Annotated in this window: 25 protein-coding genes; 6 read left to right on the forward strand and 19 right to left on the reverse strand. The window is 42.7% G+C overall.

Features of this window, described 5'->3' with window-relative positions:
• Window positions 1–26 precede the first annotated feature (26 nt).
• On the forward strand, window positions 27–272 hold the full coding sequence (locus tag BRC29_01915) for a hypothetical protein (protein PSG98862.1): 246 nt from the start codon (window positions 27–29) through the stop codon (window positions 270–272).
• Window positions 269–598, forward strand: coding sequence for a hypothetical protein (locus BRC29_01920; GenBank protein PSG98863.1), 330 nt, complete (start codon window positions 269–271; stop codon window positions 596–598). The genes BRC29_01915 and BRC29_01920 overlap by 4 nt, the downstream gene beginning before the upstream one ends.
• A gap of 81 nt (window positions 599–679) precedes the next feature.
• On the opposite strand, the gene BRC29_01925 is transcribed toward BRC29_01920, so the two are convergent.
• From BRC29_01925 to BRC29_01985, 13 genes are all read right to left on the reverse strand, one after another.
• The gene (locus BRC29_01925) at window positions 680–2,866 is read right to left on the reverse strand and encodes an elongation factor EF-2 (protein ID PSG98864.1); all 2,187 of its coding nucleotides are present in this window, start codon (window positions 2,864–2,866) and stop codon (window positions 680–682) included.
• A gap of 113 nt (window positions 2,867–2,979) precedes the next feature.
• Entirely contained in the window at window positions 2,980–3,498 is a 519-nt protein-coding gene (locus tag BRC29_01930) for a hypothetical protein (protein ID PSG98865.1), read from the reverse strand.
• 91 nt (window positions 3,499–3,589) lie between these two features.
• Window positions 3,590–4,216, reverse strand: a complete 627-nt coding sequence (locus tag BRC29_01935) for a 30S ribosomal protein S7 (protein ID PSG98866.1) — start codon at window positions 4,214–4,216, stop codon at window positions 3,590–3,592.
• A gap of 10 nt (window positions 4,217–4,226) precedes the next feature.
• A complete protein-coding gene (locus BRC29_01940; protein ID PSG98867.1) occupies window positions 4,227–4,649 on the reverse strand; it encodes a 30S ribosomal protein S12 in 423 nt (140 codons plus the stop codon).
• An 87-nt stretch (window positions 4,650–4,736) separates the two neighbouring features.
• Entirely contained in the window at window positions 4,737–5,084 is a 348-nt protein-coding gene (locus BRC29_01945) for a hypothetical protein (GenBank protein ID PSG98868.1), read from the reverse strand.
• Window positions 5,085–5,385: 301 nt separating this feature from the next.
• Entirely contained in the window at window positions 5,386–6,510 is a 1,125-nt protein-coding gene (locus BRC29_01950) for a hypothetical protein (protein ID PSG98869.1), read from the reverse strand.
• 136 nt (window positions 6,511–6,646) lie between these two features.
• On the reverse strand, window positions 6,647–7,069 hold the full coding sequence (locus BRC29_01955; GenBank protein ID PSG98870.1) for a NusA-like transcription termination signal-binding factor: 423 nt from the start codon (window positions 7,067–7,069) through the stop codon (window positions 6,647–6,649).
• Between the two features lie 90 nt (window positions 7,070–7,159).
• Window positions 7,160–8,269 (reverse strand): DNA-directed RNA polymerase subunit A'', encoded by a 1,110-nt coding sequence (locus BRC29_01960; protein PSG98871.1) that lies wholly within the window; start codon window positions 8,267–8,269, stop codon window positions 7,160–7,162.
• Between the two features lie 14 nt (window positions 8,270–8,283).
• Window positions 8,284–10,761 (reverse strand): DNA-directed RNA polymerase subunit A', encoded by a 2,478-nt coding sequence (locus tag BRC29_01965; GenBank protein ID PSG98872.1) that lies wholly within the window; start codon window positions 10,759–10,761, stop codon window positions 8,284–8,286.
• A gap of 11 nt (window positions 10,762–10,772) precedes the next feature.
• A complete protein-coding gene (rpoB, locus tag BRC29_01970; GenBank protein ID PSG98873.1) occupies window positions 10,773–12,575 on the reverse strand; it encodes a DNA-directed RNA polymerase subunit B in 1,803 nt (600 codons plus the stop codon).
• Window positions 12,576–12,657: 82 nt separating this feature from the next.
• Entirely contained in the window at window positions 12,658–14,115 is a 1,458-nt protein-coding gene (locus BRC29_01975; protein PSG98874.1) for a DNA-directed RNA polymerase subunit B'', read from the reverse strand.
• A gap of 7 nt (window positions 14,116–14,122) precedes the next feature.
• Window positions 14,123–14,359 carry a DNA-directed RNA polymerase subunit H gene (locus BRC29_01980; protein ID PSG98875.1) on the reverse strand — a complete coding sequence of 79 codons (237 nt, stop codon included), beginning with the start codon at window positions 14,357–14,359 and terminating at the stop codon, window positions 14,123–14,125.
• Window positions 14,360–14,496: 137 nt separating this feature from the next.
• Window positions 14,497–15,210 (reverse strand): hypothetical protein, encoded by a 714-nt coding sequence (locus BRC29_01985; protein PSG98876.1) that lies wholly within the window; start codon window positions 15,208–15,210, stop codon window positions 14,497–14,499.
• Between the two features lie 32 nt (window positions 15,211–15,242).
• Here BRC29_01985 and BRC29_01990 point away from each other — a divergent pair, with 32 nt between their 5' ends.
• On the forward strand, window positions 15,243–16,025 hold the full coding sequence (locus BRC29_01990) for an endonuclease NucS (GenBank protein ID PSG98877.1): 783 nt from the start codon (window positions 15,243–15,245) through the stop codon (window positions 16,023–16,025).
• On the opposite strand, the gene BRC29_01995 is transcribed toward BRC29_01990, so the two are convergent.
• A complete protein-coding gene (locus BRC29_01995; protein PSG98878.1) occupies window positions 16,022–16,339 on the reverse strand; it encodes a hypothetical protein in 318 nt (105 codons plus the stop codon). The genes BRC29_01990 and BRC29_01995 overlap by 4 nt on opposite strands.
• Before the next feature lie 247 nt (window positions 16,340–16,586).
• Here BRC29_01995 and BRC29_02000 point away from each other — a divergent pair, with 247 nt between their 5' ends.
• Complete coding sequence (locus BRC29_02000; protein ID PSG98879.1) at window positions 16,587–18,545, forward strand: ATP-binding protein; 1,959 nt, start codon at window positions 16,587–16,589, stop codon at window positions 18,543–18,545.
• On the opposite strand, the gene BRC29_02005 is transcribed toward BRC29_02000, so the two are convergent.
• Both BRC29_02005 and BRC29_02010 read right to left on the reverse strand, forming a co-directional pair.
• Window positions 18,534–19,016: a DUF456 domain-containing protein gene (locus tag BRC29_02005; protein ID PSG98880.1), complete on the reverse strand. Its 483-nt coding sequence runs from the start codon at window positions 19,014–19,016 to the stop codon at window positions 18,534–18,536. The two genes, BRC29_02000 and BRC29_02005, sit on opposite strands and share 12 nt — an antisense overlap.
• Before the next feature lie 4 nt (window positions 19,017–19,020).
• Window positions 19,021–19,893 (reverse strand): complex I NDUFA9 subunit family protein, encoded by an 873-nt coding sequence (locus BRC29_02010; GenBank protein PSG98881.1) that lies wholly within the window; start codon window positions 19,891–19,893, stop codon window positions 19,021–19,023.
• A gap of 72 nt (window positions 19,894–19,965) precedes the next feature.
• On the opposite strand from BRC29_02010, the gene trxA reads away from it, so the two are divergent.
• Window positions 19,966–20,277: a thioredoxin gene (gene trxA, locus BRC29_02015; protein ID PSG98882.1), complete on the forward strand. Its 312-nt coding sequence runs from the start codon at window positions 19,966–19,968 to the stop codon at window positions 20,275–20,277.
• Here trxA and BRC29_02020 read toward each other — a convergent pair.
• From BRC29_02020 to BRC29_02030, 3 genes are read right to left on the reverse strand one after another with little or no spacing between them, the layout of a single operon-like run.
• Window positions 20,274–20,771: a kinase gene (locus BRC29_02020; GenBank protein ID PSG98883.1), complete on the reverse strand. Its 498-nt coding sequence runs from the start codon at window positions 20,769–20,771 to the stop codon at window positions 20,274–20,276. The genes trxA and BRC29_02020 overlap by 4 nt on opposite strands.
• Window positions 20,768–21,190 (reverse strand): hypothetical protein, encoded by a 423-nt coding sequence (locus BRC29_02025; protein ID PSG98884.1) that lies wholly within the window; start codon window positions 21,188–21,190, stop codon window positions 20,768–20,770. Before BRC29_02025 ends, BRC29_02020 begins: the two co-directional genes overlap by 4 nt.
• A complete protein-coding gene (locus BRC29_02030; GenBank protein PSG98885.1) occupies window positions 21,187–21,432 on the reverse strand; it encodes an AbrB/MazE/SpoVT family DNA-binding domain-containing protein in 246 nt (81 codons plus the stop codon). The genes BRC29_02025 and BRC29_02030 overlap by 4 nt, the downstream gene beginning before the upstream one ends.
• A gap of 119 nt (window positions 21,433–21,551) precedes the next feature.
• On the opposite strand from BRC29_02030, the gene BRC29_02035 reads away from it, so the two are divergent.
• Window positions 21,552–22,508, forward strand: coding sequence for a replication factor C small subunit (locus BRC29_02035; protein PSG98886.1), 957 nt, complete (start codon window positions 21,552–21,554; stop codon window positions 22,506–22,508).
• Window positions 22,509–22,578: the final 70 nt, after the last annotated feature.

Consider the following 22,578-nt stretch of genomic DNA (forward strand, 5'->3'; position numbering starts at 1 on the left):
AATGTTTTAATAATAATTATTGGTTTATGCCAGTTAGTACAGATCTACCTGATAAACTTAAGAAATTTGTTAACGACGAAGTTGAAAAAGGAAGATATAACTCTAAGTCAGAACTGATCAGAGATGCTCTAAGATTGAAAATGATGAACAGGGAACTAGATACAGACGTGATCAAAGGGAAAACTGTTGAGAGACTGGAGAAAGCTCTGAAAGATGTTGAGGAAGCCAGAACTTATACACCGGAAGAAGTGAAAGAAAAGGTTTCAGAATGAAATATGAATACTCAGAGGCCGCATTGAATTCATTAATGAATTTCTCTGAGAGAGAAGCTGAAAAAATCCAAGATTTAATCAATGAAGCTGCTGTTGAGGAATTCTACAACTATAATTCATATAGCTATATATACGATGACCACAGAAATCTGTGGGATAAATTAGATCTTAAACAAGAAAATCTAAATCATAGAGTATTTTTTACAAAAATTAATAGTGTAGTTTTCATCTTAGATGTCTTTGACAGGGATAACATAGAATATGGAAAGGATCTTTACAGCAAACTGAGTGAGTTAGATGATGAGATAAGAAATAACAGGAGTTGAGGGAGTTTTATTCTCTTGGGAAAGAATATTTGGGGGAAAAAGGCTACAGGAATTGAATAAAAAGTAGGAGAAAAAATTTAGTTAATCCTCTACTCTTGGCATCTCCTGTTTCATTCCTTTTCTTTCCCGGATCTCCATGATCTTTTCTTCTTGAAGGTTCATTGGTAGTGGGTCGAAGATGATCTCTACCAGGTTGAAGAATCCTTTTCCGTTGGTTGCTCCCTTCAATGCTGCTTCAAATCCGAACAGTTCTTCTACCGGGAGTTTGGATCTGATGATTGATGAGTCTCCTTCCTCTTCCATGTTAATGACGTCTCCTCTCCGGTTGGAGACCTCTGTCATCGCATCTCCCATTGTTGAGCTTGGAGTATCGATTCTGAGGATCTGTTTTGGTTCGATCAGTCTTGGCTGTGCGTTTAGGAATCCTCTCTTCATTGCGTCCTTGGTTGCCGGAATCATCTGTGCAGGGCCTCTGTGGATTGCGTCTTCGTGTAGAGAGGCGTCGTGAAGTCTCACCATGAGACCTATTACTGGTTCGTTGGCTAACGGACCTTCATCACAGAACTCGTGGAAAGCATCAACTAGGTACTCTTTGATCTCTCTGAGGTTCTTGATACCTCTTGAGTCATTGATGAACAGATTCTCCTCATACGCATCCATGATATTGTCGGCGTCGTCTTGGTCCATCCCTGCCTCTACAAGAGCATCTCTTACCTCTGTCTCGTCATCTGCTTTCCTTTTGATGTCTTCGTATTCTTCCTTGAGGAACTTCCTGACCTCCTCAGGGATTGGTTCGACTGAGACTTCTAATTGGTTGTGTCGGTTAGGTGATTTACCTGTGAGATGATCTGATTCTTCGTCTATTCCTTCCCTGAATACAACGATTGGCTCTGAGACATCAATGTCAATTCCCTTTTCTTCGAGATGTCTCTCGACCTTTGCCTCGATATGGAGTTCTCCAAGCCCTGAAACAAGTGTTTCTCCTGTTTCCTCGTCGATGTCGACCTTGATTGTGTTGTCTTCTTTCGCCCGTTTTCTAAGTGTTTCAATAAGTTTTGGAAGATCTGATGTCCTCTTAGGCTCGATTGACTTCGTGACTACAGGTTCGAATACGTGTTCAATCTGCTCGAACGGCTGGATTTCTTCCTCTCCTTCGAGGATGAATGTTTCTCCTGTCGAGAAATCCGGTCCTGTGATTGCTGCAATGTTTCCACAAGGAACACTGTCTACGGTTAGCTTTCTTGGCCCGGAGTAAATTCCGACCTGTTGTGCTCTTTCGGTTTTCTGTGATCCGATTCCGTAGAGTTCATCTCCTTCATTCACTGTTCCCGAGAATAGTCTTGCCGTTGCTATTGTTCCTGCGTGTTCGTCGTCTTCAACATTTGTGACGACTCCGACCAGTTCTCCGTCTTGGTCGTGTTCTATCATATCGTCTCCAACTGCTGATTCCACATCTCCTGGCCAGACAGCCGGGATTCTCCATTCTGCGGATTCGTGAGGGTTGACTAAATGCTTTACAACCATGTCAAGACACACTTCTTCAATCGGTGCTTCTTCTGCTAGGCCTTCGTGGTCGCTTTCATCTACATAGTCAATGATATCCTGAAAGCTGATTCCTGTTTCCTGCATGTATGGGACTGAGATTGCCCAGTTCATAAGTGCGGATCCGAATGCTACGGTTCCGTCGTTGACACTCATCTTCCATTTTTCAGCTGTTTCTTCATCAGCATATTTTCTGAGCGCGGTGTTTACTTCTCTTATGATTTTTGTGAATCTTTCCTGCATTTCTTCCGGTGTTAACTGCATCTCTTCTATCAGTCGGTCAACCTTGTTAATGAACAGGATGGGTTTAACTCCTTCTTGGAGTGCCTGTTTCATGACAGTCTCTGTCTGAGGCATAACCCCATCAACCGCATCCACAAGCACTAGAACTCCGTCAACCGCTCTCATGGCACGGGTAACATCTCCTCCGAAGTCCACGTGGCCGGGTGTATCGATAAGATTAATCAGATAGTCGTCTCCATCAAATTCGTGTACCATTGAGATGTTCGCAGAGTAAATGGTAATACCTCTCTCAGCTTCCTGATCATCAAAATCCATGAAACGTTGGTCTCCTGCCAGCTTCTCCGATATCATTCCGGCTCTGGCGAGAAGGTTGTCTGTTAGAGTAGTTTTTCCGTGGTCGATGTGTGCTGCGATCGCGATGTTCCTGATGTGTTCAGGGTCTTCAATTACGCTTTTAATTGCATCAAGTTCTTTATCTGACATTTTTGCTTTTACCTCAGTTTATACAGAAAAAAGAAGTTCCAAGATTTAAAAAAGGAGTTAGGAGTATCATGCAAATAATGCCGGAAGAATATTTAGCCACCGGTTTTCCTCATCTAAATATCAACTGCTTCCCCTAACTGTACAGAATCTAATGGTTCAAACCTTCTGTTAATGAAATCTTTCAAATCCCTGTCTGATAGCATTCTATTGCTGACTACATTATAATCCTCAAGAGCCTCTACAGTATCATCAACGTATTCCTCCACAGGTACATTATTACTTGCAGTGTTTTCCGGTTCGTAACCGGTTACAATATAATGAGTTTCTCCGAAGTCAACCCATTTTTCCCGAAGTTCTCCATATTTTTGGAGAGCGTTGTTTATGTCTTTGGATCTTATCTCTGTAAGAGAGGCCCTATTCCATTCTGTATCAAATAAACTCTTCTCAGGATTATCTTCACGGTATACTTTCTCTGTCAGGTACATCAAGTTATGTAATGTCGGAACTCTTAGGCCTGTATCCTTGAGCAACTGTATTGATTCCTCGGAGACAAGATTTTCCATGTATCTTTCTATAGCCTGGTTTACTTCATCATTAGACTCTGGGTAGCCAAGAGGGTTATCAGATGTCATGAATTTATCTGTAAGTTAAAGAATTATTAAGCTTCTGATACTGCGAAAAGAAAACTCATGAAATAAAAAAGATTTGCAATCTTTGCTTCTGTTACCTTGCTCCTTCTGCTTCTCTTTCTCTTCTTTCCTTCTCTCTAACAGCTCTCGCATCATCGTTTCCGTTTGCGCAGAGAATGATTTCGTTGGCAAGTGTTTCTGCAGCTGAGTCGGAGTCGTTTCTTCTCTTCTCGTAGGATCCCTGGATAATAAGTCTGAGAGCCAGATCAACTCTTCGCTGTGGTGCTACAATCACTGCTTTCCTTGCTCTCACTCCTCCCCTCTGGTATGTAACTACTTCTTCAGTCGGTGCAGAGTTCTCAATACCGTTTACAAGTACCTGTATCGGATTCTCACCTGTCTCTTCTTCAATTATATCGTATGTCTCATCAATTATGTTCCAGATCTTCTCTGAATTGCCTGTGTTGTGTCCGGAGTCGATGTAGTGTTTGTTTCCTCTGTGACCGGCTACATACATTCGGTTAAGAAGTCTTTCTGTAATAGGTACATCTGCTTTGTAGAACTGTCTTTCCTCATGTCTTCCCCTGCTTCTTGGAGCAAGAATATTGTCCAGGCTGATATATCTTACCAGTCCGTCGTCTTCTATCTCTGCTTCTTCTGCATCCCATCTTCCCATGGTCAGAATCTTGTCGTCTACTTCGATCTTTGCTGCTGATGTCATTGTCCTATAATCACCGTGTTGGTTTCTGCTGGTTTCCTCTGACCAGTTCGATGAGTGACACTCCGTTTACCTTTACCACTTGGTAGCGTACGGTTGGAATATCTCCTTTCGGACCTGCGTCTGCTCCACCGATGCCTTCGATGAGTACTTCATCGTGTTCATCGATGTGGTCGATTGCTCCGTCTCCAGGTACGAATGCGGTAAGCTGTTTTCCGTTTTTGATTAGCTGGACTCGCACACATTTTCTCAATGCTGAGTTAGGCTGTTTTGCTTCAATTATTCTTTTTTCCAGAACTATGCCTCTTCCCTGTGGTGAACCTTCCAGAGGATCAGATTTTTCCTTCAGGTTATTCATTCTTCTTTTGTAATCAATATCACTCCAGCGGTATTGCTGGCGTTTTTTTCTCATCTTTCTTGCGTTGTACAATCCCATATCTAAACCGGTGAAGTTAAACTTTTTATAAGGAGTGACCTCCGTTTATTCTCCGTGTTAATCGAGTTTTAGTGACTAAAAATGAATTTAGATGTAGAGATAGATTAGATATATTATGGTCGAGGGTATGAATATGTATAACACAAACTTGAGGTATCCTTTCCCGAATCCGGTATATTCTCGTGGATAATTTTCATTTGGTTCAAATTTAATTCCTTTCTCTACACTTTCCTGATCCTCTTCGCCCTCAAAATTCTGTTCCAAGTTAAAGTCTTTTTCGGGATCGCCTTCAGGCATTAAACCAGTATAACCACATTCATTACATTTCCACTTGTTGGGGTTTCCACCCGAGAAATAGATTTCCGCTCTGTTAGATGTATCCGGCTCTACATCGGTTGAACCGCAGTTAGGACAGAACTTCACCTTTTGCCCCATTGTATAACACACCTTTTTATATTCGAATTGTGAAAGGATCTGATTTTTTGACTCACTGTTTTGTACTCCTTTTTGAACTCTAGAACGGATTCGTAATCTGGGTTGCGACTGTAATTAACGCTGCCACGGCCATTATGCCTACAAAGGCGACTTTCGCAATGTTTTTCCCAGCATTAGCTTTAGCTCCTATAGCACTTGCTAACCGAGATTCCTTTTGTCCTGCCTTTTTATCTCCTGCTTCACTCGTTGATTATGGTATCAATTAAATTATCAGATGTAATTATTAAGCTCGATAATATATCTAGAGTACAAATATTATGATAATTATTCCTGTGACTATCGCTGCTGCGTAAGCAACATAGTTTGTTGAGGATTTGTTATTACTTCTCAACCCACTCTTCAATCTTGAAATTTGGTCCTCCTCTTTACTTAGTTCAGATTCTTCTTCATTTATCTCATTGTCAAGTCTTGAAGCCTCACGTCTTGAGTCTTGGACCATTCTTTCCAATATTTTTTTAGTTTGAGGATCTGTTTTTGATTCATCTGCTTTTGCTTCTTTTGAAATTCTTGCAAGCTGATTTTCTCTATTTTTGAGTACTTTCTCAACGTTTTCAGCTTTCAACAAATCGTCTTGCATTTCTTCTATTTCCTTGGATAGTTTTTTCTCCACATCCTCTGTTATTCTTTCGTCTTTCTTGAGCTTGTTATTCAGTTTCTGGAGTTTCATCGCTTCCTTCTGCCCTTTCTTTATTAATTCTTTGTCGTGAAGCTTTTCACCTGATTTTTCGATATTTTGAATTAATCCTCCCTCCATCTTTGATTGAGCTTGTAAATTTTTCTCGAGTCTTTCCAGTTCATTATCTTCCTTTTCTAAAGTAGCTAAATCATTGATTATATTTTCCATTTCTTCTATTGAATTCTGTTGGACTTCAGCAGCTTTATCTATGTCCTTGACATCTCTCTCGAATTGATTTAATTCTCTTTTACCGATTCTTCCAGGATCTTTATTCAATAAATTCTCCATCTGTGAAAGATCCTCTCCCAAATCCATAGCTGCTCTACCCAGATGCTCCTCAGACCCAATGGAGTGTTCGATCAAATTTTGAATCTCCGATTCTATTTTTTCTTCAGACTTAAGTTCTTCGCCAATTTCAGCAAGATCCTGTTTTTCTGCGGCTTCCAAGTCACCGATATCTTTTGCCACTTCTCTAAATTCTCGGTCATTTTCATCATCTAAAGCTGTTCCGAACTCCTCTTCAACTCTTTCTACCCCACTTTTCTCCTTTTTTCTTCTTTCAGCATAGTTCTTGTGAGTGTCTTTAGCTTGTTTTCCGAACTCAGATATTTCTCTCTCCAATGATCCACTTTTCTCTACATTGCTCTCAGCTTTACTTATCTCTGACTCAGCTTCATCAGACTTACTCATAATAGCTAATTGCTTTCTTTTTTTAAATCGTTTTTTCGGGTAGCGGCGATTTTTTGGATTTCATCGCCCAGAAAGAGTTCTCAGAATATGACAGTATAAATCTGGCTGAAGAGAAATTTGTGAAAGGATCAGTCTCTTACTCTACTGCGACATGGTCAACGTTATGAGTTCTCTCAAGAATTTCCCGGATGGAGTCGATTTTGTCTCCGTTCTTTCCTACTACTCTTCCCTTGTTTTCGGAAGATACCGAGATTTCTACTTTTTTCTCTCCGTCTTCCTCTTCTATGTTTACTCCTCTGAGATCGGAGGGAACAAGGTTGTTGAGGAATTTGCCTAGGTTGTCACTGTATTCATATATTTTGACGTCTTTGCCCAGTTTGTTCTGGATCTTTTTGACTATCTTTCCGCCTTTTCCGATTGCCATCCCTGCTTTTCCATCTGGTACGACAAAGTATACTTCATCTTCTTTGTTTATGACATCTACTGCCTCGACTCCTGTTATGGATTCGAACATGTTCATGGTACGGATGTTTTCTGTGTCATATTTTACTGTTGCCATATTGTACTCCTCCTAGAATTAGTTCTGTACTTAATCTGTGTATCAAAAGTATGGGAAAAAATTTTTATAAACCCCTTTCCTATCCGGGTTTTATTCGGCGTTAAAGCCGGGTTTTAGATCAACTGTGCCGGTTCCGGTTGGAACGGCCTGTCCGACTATAAGGTTTTCTATAGTTCCATCAAGTTTATCGGTCTCTCCCTTGAGTGATGCCTGTGTCAAATGCTTCTTTGTCTCCTCGTATGCTGATCTTGCGAGAACTGAGTCCTTATTTCCAACAATTCCGTATCTCGTGGTTCCGTTGAGTTCTCCTTCCTTCGTCATCATGTCTGCGAGAAGCATAATGTGTCTGTCGTTTACTCCGATTCCCTGTTTTTCCAGCGTCTCGTTGATCTCTTCGACAATTCTCTGTCTCAGGGCTTCTATCCCTATTACTTTTTTGATCTCGTATAGGTGGTTGGAGATTGTTCTGTCCTGATCTACTTCCTCCATTTTAAGTGTTTTTCTAAGTGAGGTTCCTGCTGTCTGAAGTCTCCATTCTCCGTTTTCTTCACTGACTACTACTTGTTCAATTCCTTTGATTCCTTTGATTCTTGCTTCTTCTGCATCATTCTTCAGATCTTTGAGATCTCGGAGATCGTAGTCGTCTTCAGTTGATTCAAGTACAATTTGGTTTTCTTCAACTGTCACCTTCGCTTTTTTAACTGAGTCCTTGATTCTTGATCTGATGTCTTCTCCGTCTACATCATAGTCATCTGTTAGGTCAGGGTTTAGTTCGTACTCTACTTTTAGACCCATGATATCCAGTGTATCTTTCTTGATTAGGTCTTCGAACTTGACCTCTCTCAGTTTTCTTGCTACCTTTTTTGCGTCTTCCTCATTACTATAATCTTCTGTGAGGTAGACGTCCATTGCAGGTGTTTTTGGATTTCTTCTTGCGTCAACGATCTCTTCAAGTCTTGGAAGTCCGGCTGTAAGTGAGACCGATGCGGCTCCTGCCGAGTGGTATGTTTCCATGGTTAGCTGTGTTGCTGGTTCTCCAAGTGATTGTGCAGCTACTGCACCGATTGATTCACCTGGTTCGTACTGCATCTGTTTGTATCTTTCCTTCAGTGTTTCCTCTTGTTCATCCGTAAGATCTAGGTTCTGGTGTTTTTCAGGTAGTTTTTGTGCTCGTTTTTTCCATGATAGGTTGTCAGTCATTTTTGTGGTCACCTCTAGTTGGTCTCAATCTCCGTTGATATCATTCCTCTATCTGATTTCTGTGGGTCTACTCCGTCTTCTCCAGCCCTGAACTGGATTATGTCGTCTTGTGCGTTTCTTACTGTTTGATCCTCTTTCACTGTTAGTTCCTGAAGTGAGTTGGATAGTCTGCGGTACATGTATCCGGATGTTTTGGTTCTAAGTGACTTGTCCATCAGTGCTTTTCTCTGTGCCATCTGGTGGAAGAAGATTTCCTGTGCGTCCATTCCTTCTAGGATGTTGGATGATACAAATCCTCTGGCCTTCGGACTTAATTCGTCTTTCTTGAAGTGGGATGTTGTTCTATCCTTATATCCTCGATTGATTCTCTGGTCTCTTACCGAGTTCTGTCCCATGAGTCCTGCCATGGTTGTAACGTTTTCCATGGATCCTCTTGCACCTGAGTCAGCCATGGTGTATGCAGATGATTCCTCGTTGACATTTTCCCTTATTATCTCTCCAATGTCTGTGAAGACGTTGTTCAGGGTCTGTGTCATCCTGATCTCTCGTGTCTCGTCCAGTGTCTTTCCTGTAATAGGTTCCATTTCTTCCTCTCGGTAGTTCTCAATCACGTCTTCAGCGTCTTCGACTGTTTGATCCACTAACTGATGGATATTTTCTGTTGCTTCGTCCGGTACCTCAAGATCTTCTACTGAAATTGAGAATCCTCTTCGGGTCAGGTATACTGCTCCTATTCTTGAGACCCGGTTAAGGAATTCCGTTACTTTTTCTGAACCGTACTCAATTTTGAGCTGCTGGATTATTTCTCCGCCATAGTCTCCGAGAGCTTCCTCATCCAGAATTCCCTCTACTAGTTCTCCGTCTTCTATTACTACGTTGTTTTCCTCGCCTTCATTGATTGTCAGTGAGATATCGTCCGGTATGAACAGTGAGACCAGTTCTCTGCCTGTAACTTTTTCCTTGCCTTCAGGAAGTGATTTTTCATGTTCTCCTGCCTCCGCAAGCAGGTTGAATGCTTTTTCCCGGGAGAGTTCCATGTCTTCCTGTGTTAGTAGGTATAGTCCTGATACATAGTCTTGAAGCATGCCTACGATCGGTCCTCCCATCTTCGGTGATTTAACGTGTTCTTGAACTTTCAGCAGTTCTTCTGCCTCTGCTCTTGCTTCTTCTGTCTGTGGAATGTGGAGGTTCATCTCGTCTCCGTCGAAGTCTGCGTTGTATGGTGCGCAGTCGTTCGGGTTGATTCTGAATGTTCGGTATGGAAGTACCCGGACGTGGTGGGCCATGATTGACATTCTGTGAAGTGACGGCTGTCGGTTGAATAGTGAGATATCGCCGTCCATGAGATGTCTTTCGAATTCCCAGCCTTCTCCGGTTTCAATTACTTCTTTGAGTTCTTCCTTATTCTCTTCCCCTACTCTTCGTCTTCTTCCGTCTGGCTGGAATACATAGTTTATTCCGGGATGTGTTTTTCTCCCGTTTTCTATCCATTCCTTGACTTGTTCAATATTTTCTTCTGTTACTTTTTTCTTGACAGTGAGTTTCCTCGCTACCTGTTTCGGTACTCCGACCTCATTGATGCCGATGTTGGGATCAGGTGTAATCACCGTACGGGCGGAGAAGTTGACTCTTTTTCCGATCAGGTTCTGCCTGAATCTTCCTTCCTTACCCTGTACTCTTTCGATTAAGGATTTGAGTGAACGGCCGCTCCTGTGTCTTGCTGGTGGAACCCCTGACATGTCGTTGTAGAAAAGTGTTGATACGTGGTACTGTAGTAGTTCATGGAGGTCATCGATAATGAAGTCCGGTGCCTCGATCTCTATGTTGTTCTGTAGCCGTTTATTGATTCTGATGACATCTACAAGTTTGTGTGTGATGTCGTCTTCCGATCTTTCTCCTGTCTCCAAGGTGATACTTGGTCTCATTGTTACCGGTGGAACAGGAAGATGTGTTATTATCAGGTCTTCCGGCCTTCCTCCCTCTACTCCTAGCTGTGCTGCGGCTTCATCACTTATTTCCTCGAATCTTTCCTCTATGTCCTGTGGCTTGAGTTCTTCGTTGTCCTCATAGAATGAGTATGGCTTGTCAAGTTTGACATCCTTCATCTCCTCTCCGCATTCGGGACATTCGTTCATCATGTTCGATTTTCTGTATGATCTGTTTTCGTTTTTCATCGCGAGAGATGCGCATTCTGTACAGGTGAATCTGAGGAGGTTCTTGACTTTCTTGGCGTGTAGAACGTGGACGACCGGTCTGGAAAGTGTAATTTTGCCGAAGTGTCCTTTGCATTCTCTGATTCTGCCTCCACATGTCTGGCAGGTCATTCCCGGATCGATTACTCCCAGCGCGGGATCCATTACTCCGTCTTCTACGGGGAAGCCGTCGGCGTCGTATACTTCTGCTTTGTCGATCTCCTTGACAGCCATTTTATCGATTTTTTCTGGGCTTACAATTCCAAAGTCAATTTTTTCGATCTTCTTTTTGTTGCTCATATCTGAACACCTCAGTTGTCTTCCTCAAGTTCGAGTTCTGTGTCTATCATCATGGATTTTAGTTCATTCATGAGGAGCAGGAATGCGTGTGGTACATCGGTTTTATCCATGTCTCCTGCGTCACAGTGTGGGCAGTAATCCCTGTTTTCTGCCTTGTCGTGTATTCCCATTTCTCCGCAGTTTTCACATATCATGATTTCTGTGGCGTCAGCTCCGAACCTTTCCTTGAGGAGTAGGGATGCTCCGTGTCCTACGAAGACGTCTTTTTCCATCTCTCCGAGTCTTAGTCCTCCTTCTTGAGATCTTCCTTCGGTCGGCTGTTTTGTTAGGAGTGTGACCGGGCCTCTTCCACGTGCATGGATTTTGTCTCCGACTTGGTGGTCGAGTTTGAGGTAGTATCCTGGTCCGATAAGGATTTCTGCTTCCATTTCTTCTCCGGTTACTCCGTTATACATTTTTTCTTTCCCGCTTCTCTGGAATCCAAGTTTTTCGAGCTGATCTCTGAGTTCGTCTTTGTCTTCTGAGTGGAATGCTGTTCCGTCTACCGGTTCCCCTCTCATTGCTCCGACTTTTCCGCCTATGATTTCGATTAGCTGTGATACGGTCATACGGCTCGGGATTGCGTGTGTTGATAGTATCATGTCGGGTGTGATTCCCTGGTTTGTGAAAGGCATGTTTTCTTCCGGTACGATCATTCCTACTGTTCCTTTTTGTCCGTGTCTTGTTGCAAACTTGTCACCAAGCTCCGGGATTCTGTAGTTTCTGAGCTTCAGTTTGATGAGTTTGTCGCCCTCGCTTGTCTCGGAGACCATTATGTTGTCTATTTTTCCTTCTTCTCCGTGTCTTACGGTGAGACTTGTTTCTCTTCTGTCTGCCAGTCCCATCTTTACCTCGTTTCCGCCTCCGGATCCAAGGAATTTTGGTGGTGAGGTTTTTCCTACAAGTACGTCGTCTGATTCTACTTTTGTTTCCGGATTTACGATTCCGTCTTGATCGAGGTGTGCATAGTCTTCTTCGCTTCTGTATCCTCTGACATCTTTGTCAGGTGTTCCGATTTTATCTTTTTGTCCTCCCCAGAATCTCTGGGCCTCTGTTTTGTATGTTCTTGCGTATGTGCTTCTTCCTATACCTCTTTCTATGGACGCTTTGTTCATGATTACAGCGTCTTCAATGTTGTATCCGTCGAAGGATGCGAGAGCTACAATCATGTTCTGACCTATTGGATGGTTCTCTAGAAGTGTATCATATGTCTGTGTCTCGACAATCGGCTGTTGTGGATAGGTCATTACGTTTGAGTTTGTGTCAAACCTTTGAGGATACTCTCGTGAGTACATTCCAATTCCCTGACCGGACATTTTTGCTCCGAAGTTTACTCTGTCTCCTCTGTTGTGCTGTGGGAAGACTGTCAGCGAAGCTGATAGTCCGTGTGTAATGGCGGGATCTATCTCCATGTGAGTATGCTCTTCTGTTACCTCTTCTTCATCCATTGCCACATATGTGTTTTCTTCTTCCTCTGCGTCTATGTGCTCAATTGCTCCTTCTTCTTCAAGATCTCCAAGCGTGATCTCTCCTGATTCCAGTTTTTCTCTCTGTTCGTCATCCATCTGAGGTTCTCCATCCTCAACTATAATTACAGGTCTTTGAACCCTTCCGGAATCAGTGTTGATCCTGAGCTCGTCCTTATCGTCTGCGTAGTATACTGATACCTGTTTGTCGATATCTCCTGATCTCCTTTTTTCTATTAGAGATTCCTTTAACTCTTCAGGTCCGTCAATTTCATCGATTATTTCTCCGTCCAGAAATACATTAGTCATTAATTGATCACCTTTTGAGTTTTTCTCTGTTTTTCTGTAGTTTCTCTGAAGTTCATAGTATATATTTTAGCTGCCATTCTGATTACCTTGCGTCGATTCCTTCTTCCTCAAGTTTTGCTTTTATCGAGTTTTTCTCCATACTGTTCATTCCTGTTGAGACGTTCGCTGACATAGCTAGGTGTGTTCTAAGTCCGATGTTCATACCTTCAGGGGTTTTAATCGGACAGATTCTTCCCCACTGTGTTGGATGTAAATCTCGGGCTTCAAAGTGCTGTCTGTCCGAGCTGAGCGGTGAGACAACGTTTCTCAGATGTGATAGTGTTTTGATTCTGTTTCCTCTGTCAAGTCTCTGACAGATTCCTGTTCTTCCTCCAACCCAGTTTCCTGTTGCCATTGCTCCCATGATCTGTTTCGATAAAGTGTCCGCGACGATTGTTGACTGGAGTGAAGGCAGTCGTCCTCTTTTTGCGGATTTCCTGAAGTTGTATTTCATCCTTGCAAGCAGACCCCATTTACCGAGGAATACTGATCTAAACTGCATTTCCAGAAGTCCGCCGGCAAGATTCAGTCTCTTGTTTGCGTAGTGATCCATGTCATCTTCTCTAATATCTCCTTTCCCTAATGCAATTGTATTTCTAATCAGGTTGGCCAGAAAAACTGCTTTCTCCTCCCTAACGTCCGATTCCTGCCCTAGATGCGGTAGAAGGTACTCATCAAGGATTGAGTCAACTCTTTCCTCAACATCTGAAGTAATTCCTGCTTGATTGGCTACATATTCGTATGCCTCTTCCTGATTTGAAGCACCGGTCTCGTATAGATTTAGATAGACATCGGAAGCATAATCCTCGCCTATCTCTTCTACTATTTCCTTGTCGGTCTCGTATCCCAGCGCCCTGATAAGTGAGACTGCTGGAGTGTTTTTAACGTTCGCAAATGATATTTCTACAATATCATCTTCTCTCACAAGCTGATGTCTCTGTACATATCCTGAGCTTTCCGAGTTGATCCTACAGGTCTGTTCCCCATCGTCTTCCTGGTAGATAGGTTTGTTATTAACCATCTCCTCCATGCAGATCAATGTCTTCTCTGATCCGTTGATGACGAAGTAGCCGCCGGAATCTTCAGGGTCTTCTCCATGTTCTCTTTTCTCTTCTTCATCCCAATCAGAGGACCAGCAGAGATCGCTTCCAACCATTACCGGGATCTCTCCAATTGTAACTTCCTCTGAATCCTGCTGAACTCCTTCGAAGATTGGCGTCATTGTAACTTTGATCTCTGAGGAGTATGTTAGATCCCTCATCCTTGCCTCTTTAGGTGTAATCTCTCTTACAGAACCGTCTGCTTCGTTAATTTTGGGTCTCTTGATATCGACATCTACTATTTTTATGACAAGCTCTTCGCCATCCGGTAGCTCTGGCTTGATCTCCCCTACTTCGTTTAGGATTGCTTGTACTCTTTCCTCAACGAAGCGGTTATATGAATCTATCTGGTGTTTTACTATGTTGCGGTCGATTAGCTGGTTTAGGAATTCTTTCTGCATAATTAAATCACCTTTCGATAACTGTCCTATAATAGGTCGTTTTCCCTGCGGTAGGGCTTTCTCTCCGTATTTCGATTACGTCGCCAACTCCGATATCCATCTGTTTTAAAGCGGCATCTGTCCGCTCTATCTTCGGCAAATTATCTTTTTCTGCGTCGTACTTTTCTAGAACCTCTTCTACTTCGTCTTCATCGAGTTTGCGGTGTTCGGGAACTGCTTCGTGATCGGTTACGTCAATGGCCATGTTTTATAATCCTCGCTGGGGAATCCGTTAGGTTTGAGAAGTTACATCAAAAAAGCGTTCAAGTAAATTTTAAATAGGTAGTCCGGTTGTCCCGAAAGGTACTTAATAGGCTTTTGGTTCCGGCGTGTTTTTACCTTTCAGAACTTAACACTGGAATCCGATCTCATACTTTCGATGGTATTTCCGACTATTACATGATCCAGAATTTCAACACCCAGGTTTCTTCCCAAATCCACTATTCTCTCCGTCGTTTCAACATCTTTTTCTGTCGCCGATGCTTTCCCCGAGGGATGGTTGTGTGCGATTATTACCGCAGCTCCATTCTCCTGAAGTGATTTTCGGAAAATCTTTCTGGGAGAAAAGCTGGCGGAAGCCACCTCTCCGTCGAACTCAACCTCTCTCAGTAACTTGTTTCCGGACGATAGAATGAACACTCTAACAAGCTCAGACTCCATGTACATCATGTCCTGAACCCGCGACTCTACATCTGAAAGACTAGAAATCTCTTCTTTCTCCTCATTCTGCATTCTTCTCGATAATTCCCCAAGAGCTTTCAATTGACCTGATTTAACCCGGGAAACGCCTTCGAACTTCTGCAGATCTTCCAAAGTCCTATTAGCAAGTCCGGAAAGAGTATGAGAACTGAGAATTTCTCCGCTCAGCTCTTTCACATTTTTCCCTGAAGTTCCCGTTCTTAAGATTAAAGAAAGTAGTTCTACGTCTGTCATTGCTGAAGCGCTGTTTTGATCCAGTTTTTCTCGAGGTCGCTCACTTTCAGGCAGGTCTTTAATTCTATAATCCATATTTCTGGTTCTAAACTGCTGATTTTTAATTATCCTGGTTGCTGTCACTGGTTTAACTCTTTACATGCACAAGCCTCTACATGGAGAAAATTATCAAAAATCCCTCGTTTTCGAAAGCTTCAGAAATCCTTTCCGAGTACTTGAGAAGAAACTTTACGGTTCAGGTATCCGGTCTCTGCTCGGTCAATTACCAGGGCAGAGCCAAGTCGAAGCTAGATAGAGGTGAAAGACTGGTTATCAAGAAACAGGATTCGGCTTTGCTTGTGCATGGACCAGAGAATTACCAGCCTAAGAACTGGCAGCCTAAGGTTGATGAATGGGAGGTTGAAGCTCAAGAGGATGAGCTTCTTCTGAAAGCCCGAAGGAAGAATCCGGACGAGATAGTGGAAGTAAGATTTGAGGATCTGGAGTTTTTGATAGTTACGCAACTTGTAGATTCTTCAGATCTCAAGATCAGAGGTCATGAAATTGATATCCATGAGTCGATTGAGGAGGATCCTAAGATTGTTGAGAAAGAGCTGAAGGTTGTGGAACGGGAAAAAGAGACTCCAGCCGGTTTCATAGACGTTTTCGGCCGTGACTCGGAAGGCAATTATGTCGTTATAGAAGTAAAGCGTAACCCTGACTACAACACTGTTCTCCAGTTGCAAAGGTATGTGGATGAGATTGAGGATGAGTTCTCCTTAGACGTTAGAGGGATACTGGTTGCACCGAAGATGACTGATAAAGTTCTTGACTATCTTAAGGAGCGAGGCCTGGAGTTTGTTGGGGTCGAAATGGAGGATGTGATCGCGTCATATGAGACAATAGATAATTCACAGAAGGGCTTGAGCGATTTTAATCCTGATTATGAAGTTGATTAAATCTTTTCCTGATAAAACTCCATTATCTGGTTTACCTTCTCTTCAATATTTCCGAAGCAGATTAGATCGACTTCTGTACTTTCCCACTCATTACTGTATGCGTGGGCGTTGATCTGATATTTACCGGATTCTGATGCGAAGATGGCTTCTCTACCTTTGTCGTGATCCTCAATCTGGTACGGGAACTTATATTCGATAACTGTATCCAGGTCTATTAGAGAATTATATACTTCGTCAATTGATTTTTCGGTCTTCCAAGAGGCTGTGTTGAAACCAGGATTGCGTCTTCTTTCCTCTTTCCGGTGTCTTATCACGAGAAAATAAAATGGGGAGAAAATGTTAAATCAGAAATCTTTCTGGACCCTCTATTTCAGTTTTGTCCAAGTTCAGTTAATAGTTTGATCGTCTGCTTTGCGTTCGTACAGTTATTGTTTTCCATTTGAATTCATTCTTATTACTATCTTTCCTTTCACTTCAACCGCTTTCCAAAGCCTTTCTTAATTTCCACTGTGATAGTTCTTAGTCAACTGTCAAAAAGTTTCCGAACGGTTTTCCCTGTTTATGTGTAGCATATCTGGAGCTGAGGAAGAAAAGCTGGTTGAAAGACTGATTCAATGTACGGAACACAGAGGCGACAGCCCTAGCTTAGAAAAGGTAGAGGATCTCTGTCTGGGCCACGTGCTTCACTCTATCGTTGGTGAAGTCAGCCAGCCGTTAGGAAATGAGGGATTGATTTCAGCTAACTGCGAGATCTACAACTGGAAAGAGCTAAGAGAGAAATACGGGCTTGAAGCCGAAAATGATGCGGAGCTTCTGCTAAAAATGCTTGATAGAGAAGGTTTGGATGCGCTCCAGGAACTTGATGGCATCTATGCTTTCGCCTACCTGAAAGATCAAGAACTGGTCATTGCCAGAGACGTGACCGGAGTTAATCCTGTCTGGTACTCCAAAGAGCCTTTTGTATTCTGCTCGGAGAAACAGGCGCTGGAAAAAAATGAGATAGAATGCCGGGAGCTGCATCCGAGAAGAATACTGAAATATAATATTGAAACCAGTGAGATCAGCTTCAAAAACAGGGAGTTCTTCGAGATAGATGTCGGAGAGAGGAAGAGTATAGATGAACGTGCCGAGGAAATAAAGGAGCTCTTCCTGAAATCAGTGGAGAAGAGAGTTCCTGAGGAAGAGGATGTAGCACTTTTATTCTCTGGGGGAGTTGACTCTACGATGGTTGCAGCTGCTCTCCAGGAACTTGGTATTGGTTTCACCGCTTACACTGCAGGGATCCAGTACGGAAACATTGATGCACCTAGAGATGTTAAGTGGGCAGAAGAAATCGCTGACGAAATGGATATAGACCTTGAAGTTCATGAATCGAATCTGGAGGAGGTTGAGGAAAGCCTGAGAGAGATTACCGAATGGATTTCTTCCAGCTCTACGGTGAAAAACGGGGTGGCTCTGCCCTTTCATCTATCCCTACAACAGACAGATGAGAAAGTAGTGATGTCAGGTCTCGGGTCGGAGCAACTTTACGCAGGTTATCATAGACAGCAAGGCTATTTGAACAAAGAATGTCTGTCCGGTTTGAGAGGTATTTTCGAGCGTGATCTGTACCGTGATAATGTCATCAGTTTCAGGAATGGCTGTGAGCTTCGAGTGCCTTTCCTTGATCACAGTCTAATTGAACATGCACTTACAGTACCTGAAGATTACAAGGTCAATGAGGAATACAGGAAACTTGTGCTGAGGAATGCAGCGGAGAAACTTGGAGTTCCTGAAAAAGTTGTCTGGAGAAATAAAACTGCGGCACAGTACGGCAGTAACTTCGATAAGGCGATCAATCGGCTTGCCAAGAATAACAGTTTTGACCTTAAGCAGAAGTATCTGAACTCGCTGAGAGATAAATCTAACAACAGATTGGTTGCACTGACTTCAGGAGGTAAAGACTCCAATGCAGCACTTTATCGAATGAAACGTAGGAACAATGATATCAGCTGTCTGCTTACTTTGAGAAGTGAGAACAAAGATAGTTACATGTTCGACTCGAAGAAAAAGAGGAAAGACCTAGAATGGCAGTCAGAGCAGCTTGATACACCTCTTATCATTCAGGAGACAAAGGGTCAAAAAGAAGAAGAGCTGGAGGATCTGAAGAAAGGACTGGAAAGAGCTATCAATGAGTATAATGTTGAAGTTGTCGTCGCTGGCGCTCTGGCATCGACATATCAGCGTGACAGAGTGGAGAAGATTGCTGAGGAGCTTGGTCTGAAGGTCTTTGCACCGCTTTGGCAGGAGTATCAGGAGAATTACATGAAGTGGCTGGTGAGGGAAGGATTCCAGGTGGAGATAACTGATGTTGCGGCACGAGGGCTGGAGAAATCTTGGGAGGGGAAGGTTTTGGATCAGGAATCCGTAGATAAACTAATAGAGCTTTCCCAGGAGTACGGTTTCAATCCAGCTGGAGAAGGCGGAGAGTACGAGACGAAAGTAGTGGGATTTCCCAGCTCTATGTTTTCAGATAAGTAACGCAGCCAGGAAAATTATCAGTGTTAGACCTGTCAGGAATCCCTGGATGATAGCCGATCCCAGTACAGAGATCGCTGTGTAGGCTGCTGCTTTAAGACTTTTCTTCGATTCTCCTGTTATAAGGTATTCTCTTGCCAGCACAACTCCTGTAACTCCGGCAATCATTCCAACCGGTCCGGCCACAAAGAAGAATACAAGTCCGGCGATCGCCGCCATCTGAACGGTTTTATTCGAGGCACCACCAGCTTTTGAACCTATCGCACCGGCAAACAGATCAAACAGAAGCGCTGTTAAAGCAGTTAGGTAGAGCAAAACAACTACAACTATACTCGGCTGTGTGAAACCTGTGTTCCACCAGTACAAAGTCACTCCGATAATTGAGAGCAGAGCACCTGGAACGAGTGGAGCAAAACTCCCTATTACACCTGCGACAAGAAGCAAAACTGAAAGACCAAGTATCAGATCCACCATCTATTCATCCTCCGACTTCCAGGTATTTGTCAAGAGTTTTCATTTTATCTATCTGAAGACCCAGGTTTTTTACGGCGTTTTCTTCAGTAATATTGTCTGTCCTCAGGGAGTAATACTGGTCAATGCCAAAAGGAGAGAAAGGAATTCTTTCGGAAATTGTCATTGCCAGCTTAAATATTGGCATCGGTAAACCCAGAGCTTTCAGGCTTCTTCTCTTGCTTTTCTCGATTTTTACCGCTATCTCGCCGAGGCTCAGTCTCTCAGATCCACCGACTTCAAATTTTTCTCCGGAATATTCATCTTCTAGAGAATTTTCTATCAGAGTCACAACTTCCTTGACATAGATTGGCTGGAACTTGGTGCTTTTTCCAGGTAAAACTGTGAGATATGGAGTCGTCAGACTGGAAAGAAACTCAAGAAACTGTCCGCCATTCCCGAACATTGTTGAAGGTTTCATTATCCTCCAGTCAAGGTTCGAGTTCTCAACATATTTCTCGGCCTCTCCTTTGGTTCTCAGGTACTCTGTATCTGCGTTCTCATCAGCGCCTAGAGCGCTCATATGGAAAAATTTCTCTACTTCATCTTCCTGGGCCTGATTTACAACATTTCTTGTTCCTTCAAAATGTATTTTACTATAAGGTATAGGAGGTTTTTTCAGTGGAGAGAGTGCTACAAGATGAATTACGCATTCATAATCTGAGAAATCCAGAACTTCCTTGTCTGTTACATCGATTCTCTCTCGTTCAACTTCTTCAGGCAGTTCGAGTGTTGCTTCTTCCGGGCTCAGGCTTCCGACAGTAACTTCGTGGTTCTCTACCAGTTTTCTGGTTAGATGTGATCCGACGAAACCTGTTCCACCTGTTATGAAAATCCTCATGAAATAATTTTCTCAGACACAAGTTTAACTCCCACCGCTTTCTTCTTAAGAATTCATATCAAAACAAGATGTATGCCGACTGATATTGATTCTAATAAACTGGATGATATTAAGAACTCTGATGAAACCTGGGTAATAGATTTCTGGGCGGACTGGTGTCAGCCCTGCAAGAAACTGGCTCCAATCTATGAAGATGTCTCAGAGGAGATTGATGATGTCAACTTTGGAAAGGTTGATATGGAAGAGCACCAGGAACTGGGAACTTCAATGGGTGTGAGAGCATTACCGACAATGATTATAATGAAAGGTGATGAAGAGGTAGCACGGACATCAGGAATGAAAAAGAAAGAGGAACTGAAAGGCTGGATCCAGGAAAACAGCTAGAGATGGTCCGTCCAGTCTACTCTGCCATAGCCGGTTTCATCGTTTCTTAATTTTTCCTTTATCCTTTGAACAGTCTCGATTAATTCTCGATCTGTAGTATCTATCTCAATGATATTTTGCTGTATTCCAACTGCTTCAGTGAGAATGACGTCAAGCATTTCGGACTCTATGTTTTCGTTTATCTTTTCCTGTGAATAATCCCGTTTTTGGAGTCTTCTCTCAAGCTCTTCGGGATCACATCTTAGGACTACGCAGTAATCTGCCAGGAAATGATGGGCTAGATGGCCTTCAATTATAGTATCCTGATCGTCCTCAATCTCTTCCTCTAGTTTTTTCCTCATCTCGGTTACGTCAACATTGAACTCTTTGTCTCCCTGCTTTCCGATCCCGTGTTTTTTCACAAATTCGGTTAGATCCAGTATTTCGAACCCCTCAAGCTCTCGGGCCACACTAGTTTTACCGGTTCCCGGAGTTCCTGTAAGTGCTACTATCATTTGTCTAATCTTTCGAGTATCTGTTCTGTGTTGATGGTTTCAATTTCTGTATCAGCCATATCAGAATCTTCGGTTATCATGGTGTAAATACCATGATTTCTTGCTGTAGCTATATGCATACTGTCTCTCGGATCTGTTTTGTTCTCTTCCATGATTTGAAGCGATTTTGTCCCTGTTTCTGCATCAGTTGATAGGATTTCCAGATTTTCCATCATAAGAAGTTTCCTACCTGTTTTGATGGCTGTTTCCCTATTAATTTCCTTTTGGACTATCCATATTATCTCATCTAGAGTCAGAACTGAAGTAGCTCCGTTTATTTTTCCTTCTTCAATCTTTCTTATTAAATCTCTAGCTCTTCTTCCCGGATCTTCCTCTGTCACTGAATAAATAAAAATATTTGAATCGAGGTAGTATTTCACGTTTTCAGCCTGCTTTCCATTTGTTCTTTCCGGTAGTCTTTAACGCTTTTATCGAGTTTTCCAATTTTTTCTGAAGTTTCTTTGGCCCAGTCACTGAACGATTCGTTCTTCTTCTCTAGGACTACCTTACCGTCATCTTCTGAGAAATAAACTTCGGTGTTCGGTAAAATCCCTAGTTGATCCCTAAGATCTTTAGGTAAAGTTACTTGTCCTCTATCCCCGACCTTCCTCTTAAGTTTCATACATATCCCACGATATGAATATTTCGTATTTAAGATTTAAATTTCTTTCTATTGTAGTATTCCGTCAGTTCAAAGAAAGAATAAAAGATTGGCAGAGCCAGTGTTTGATGTGATAAAGAATGACTGAAATTGATGTCTGGACAGAAAAATACCGGCCCGATACTCTGAATGAGGTAGTTGGGCAGGAGAAAATAGTTGACAGATTAACCTCTTTCGTGGAGGAAGATTCAATTCCTCACCTCATGTTTGCAGGACCGGCCGGGACCGGTAAAACAACCTCAGCTATGTCCCTGGCGAAGGATCTCTACGGAGATTCATGGAGACAGAACTTCATGGAAACAAATGCCTCCGATGAGAGAGGTATCAATGTTGTCAGAGAGAGAATCAAGGATTTTGCTCGGACAAAGCCGGTCAACGCCGATTATAAGATAATATTCCTGGACGAAGCAGACGCGCTTACACAGGACGCTCAGCAGGCACTGAGAAGGACAATGGAACAGTTCTCTGACAACTGTCGATTTATACTTTCATGCAATTACTCCTCGAAGATAATCGATCCAATTCAGTCACGTTGTGCCGTGTTCAGGTTCAACCGTCTGGATGATGAAGATGTTGAGAAATATATTATGAGGATAGCTGAAAATGAAGGATTCAAGATCTCCCGTGAGGCGATTGATGCGGTTCTCAGAGTTTCCGGTGGAGATCTGAGAAGGGTTACTAATGTTTTACAGACAGCCTCCATGACTGAAGATGAGATAGAGGAAGAGGATATTTACGGCGCCTCTGCTTCTTTGAAACCGGGTGAGACAGAGGATATACTTGAGAAAGCTCTTGAAGGCGACTTTATTGAGGCCCGTGAACACCTGGCTGATATCATGATTGAAAGAGGGCTTGATGGACAGGATGTAATCAACGCAATCCACAGAGAAGTCATGGATCTAGAAGTCTCGGATCGGGCGAAACTGGAGATCATCGAACATCTCGGAGAGTTCGAGTTCCGGATTGCCGAAGGCGGAACCTCTGATATCCAGATAGAAGCACTTTTAGCTAAAATAGCAGATCTGGAAGAAAAATGATGACGGTTAACACGAAACAAAACCTCGAACAGAGAGCTATTCTGAAGAGTTCTCTCACAACTAACCTTGT

The sequence above is a fragment of the Nanohaloarchaea archaeon SW_7_43_1 genome (assembly GCA_003009795.1).
Classification (GTDB): Archaea; Nanohalarchaeota; Nanosalinia; order Nanosalinales; family Nanosalinaceae; genus SW-4-43-9.

Excerpts from the sequence above, each read along its gene's own strand:
- BRC29_01915 (PSG98862.1), top strand. The coding sequence starts at position 27 with ATGCCAGTTAGTACAGATCTACCTGATAAACTTAAGAAATTTGTTAAC.
- BRC29_01920 (PSG98863.1), top strand. The coding sequence starts at position 269 with ATGAAATATGAATACTCAGAGGCCGCATTGAATTCATTAATGAATTTC.
- BRC29_01925 (PSG98864.1), bottom strand. The coding sequence starts at position 2,866 with ATGTCAGATAAAGAACTTGATGCAATTAAAAGCGTAATTGAAGACCCT.
- BRC29_01930 (PSG98865.1), bottom strand. The coding sequence starts at position 3,498 with ATGACATCTGATAACCCTCTTGGCTACCCAGAGTCTAATGATGAAGTA.
- BRC29_01935 (PSG98866.1), bottom strand. The coding sequence starts at position 4,216 with ATGACATCAGCAGCAAAGATCGAAGTAGACGACAAGATTCTGACCATG.
- BRC29_01940 (PSG98867.1), bottom strand. The coding sequence starts at position 4,649 with ATGGGATTGTACAACGCAAGAAAGATGAGAAAAAAACGCCAGCAATAC.
- BRC29_01945 (PSG98868.1), bottom strand. The coding sequence starts at position 5,084 with ATGGGGCAAAAGGTGAAGTTCTGTCCTAACTGCGGTTCAACCGATGTA.
- BRC29_01950 (PSG98869.1), bottom strand. The coding sequence starts at position 6,510 with ATGAGTAAGTCTGATGAAGCTGAGTCAGAGATAAGTAAAGCTGAGAGC.
- BRC29_01955 (PSG98870.1), bottom strand. The coding sequence starts at position 7,069 with ATGGCAACAGTAAAATATGACACAGAAAACATCCGTACCATGAACATG.
- BRC29_01960 (PSG98871.1), bottom strand. The coding sequence starts at position 8,269 with ATGACTGACAACCTATCATGGAAAAAACGAGCACAAAAACTACCTGAA.
- BRC29_01965 (PSG98872.1), bottom strand. The coding sequence starts at position 10,761 with ATGAGCAACAAAAAGAAGATCGAAAAAATTGACTTTGGAATTGTAAGC.
- rpoB (PSG98873.1), bottom strand. The coding sequence starts at position 12,575 with ATGACTAATGTATTTCTGGACGGAGAAATAATCGATGAAATTGACGGA.
- BRC29_01975 (PSG98874.1), bottom strand. The coding sequence starts at position 14,115 with ATGCAGAAAGAATTCCTAAACCAGCTAATCGACCGCAACATAGTAAAA.
- BRC29_01980 (PSG98875.1), bottom strand. The coding sequence starts at position 14,359 with ATGGCCATTGACGTAACCGATCACGAAGCAGTTCCCGAACACCGCAAA.
- BRC29_01990 (PSG98877.1), top strand. The coding sequence starts at position 15,243 with ATGGAGAAAATTATCAAAAATCCCTCGTTTTCGAAAGCTTCAGAAATC.
- BRC29_02000 (PSG98879.1), top strand. The coding sequence starts at position 16,587 with ATGTGTAGCATATCTGGAGCTGAGGAAGAAAAGCTGGTTGAAAGACTG.
- BRC29_02005 (PSG98880.1), bottom strand. The coding sequence starts at position 19,016 with ATGGTGGATCTGATACTTGGTCTTTCAGTTTTGCTTCTTGTCGCAGGT.
- BRC29_02010 (PSG98881.1), bottom strand. The coding sequence starts at position 19,893 with ATGAGGATTTTCATAACAGGTGGAACAGGTTTCGTCGGATCACATCTA.
- trxA (PSG98882.1), top strand. The coding sequence starts at position 19,966 with ATGCCGACTGATATTGATTCTAATAAACTGGATGATATTAAGAACTCT.
- BRC29_02020 (PSG98883.1), bottom strand. The coding sequence starts at position 20,771 with ATGATAGTAGCACTTACAGGAACTCCGGGAACCGGTAAAACTAGTGTG.
- BRC29_02030 (PSG98885.1), bottom strand. The coding sequence starts at position 21,432 with ATGAAACTTAAGAGGAAGGTCGGGGATAGAGGACAAGTAACTTTACCT.
- BRC29_02035 (PSG98886.1), top strand. The coding sequence starts at position 21,552 with ATGACTGAAATTGATGTCTGGACAGAAAAATACCGGCCCGATACTCTG.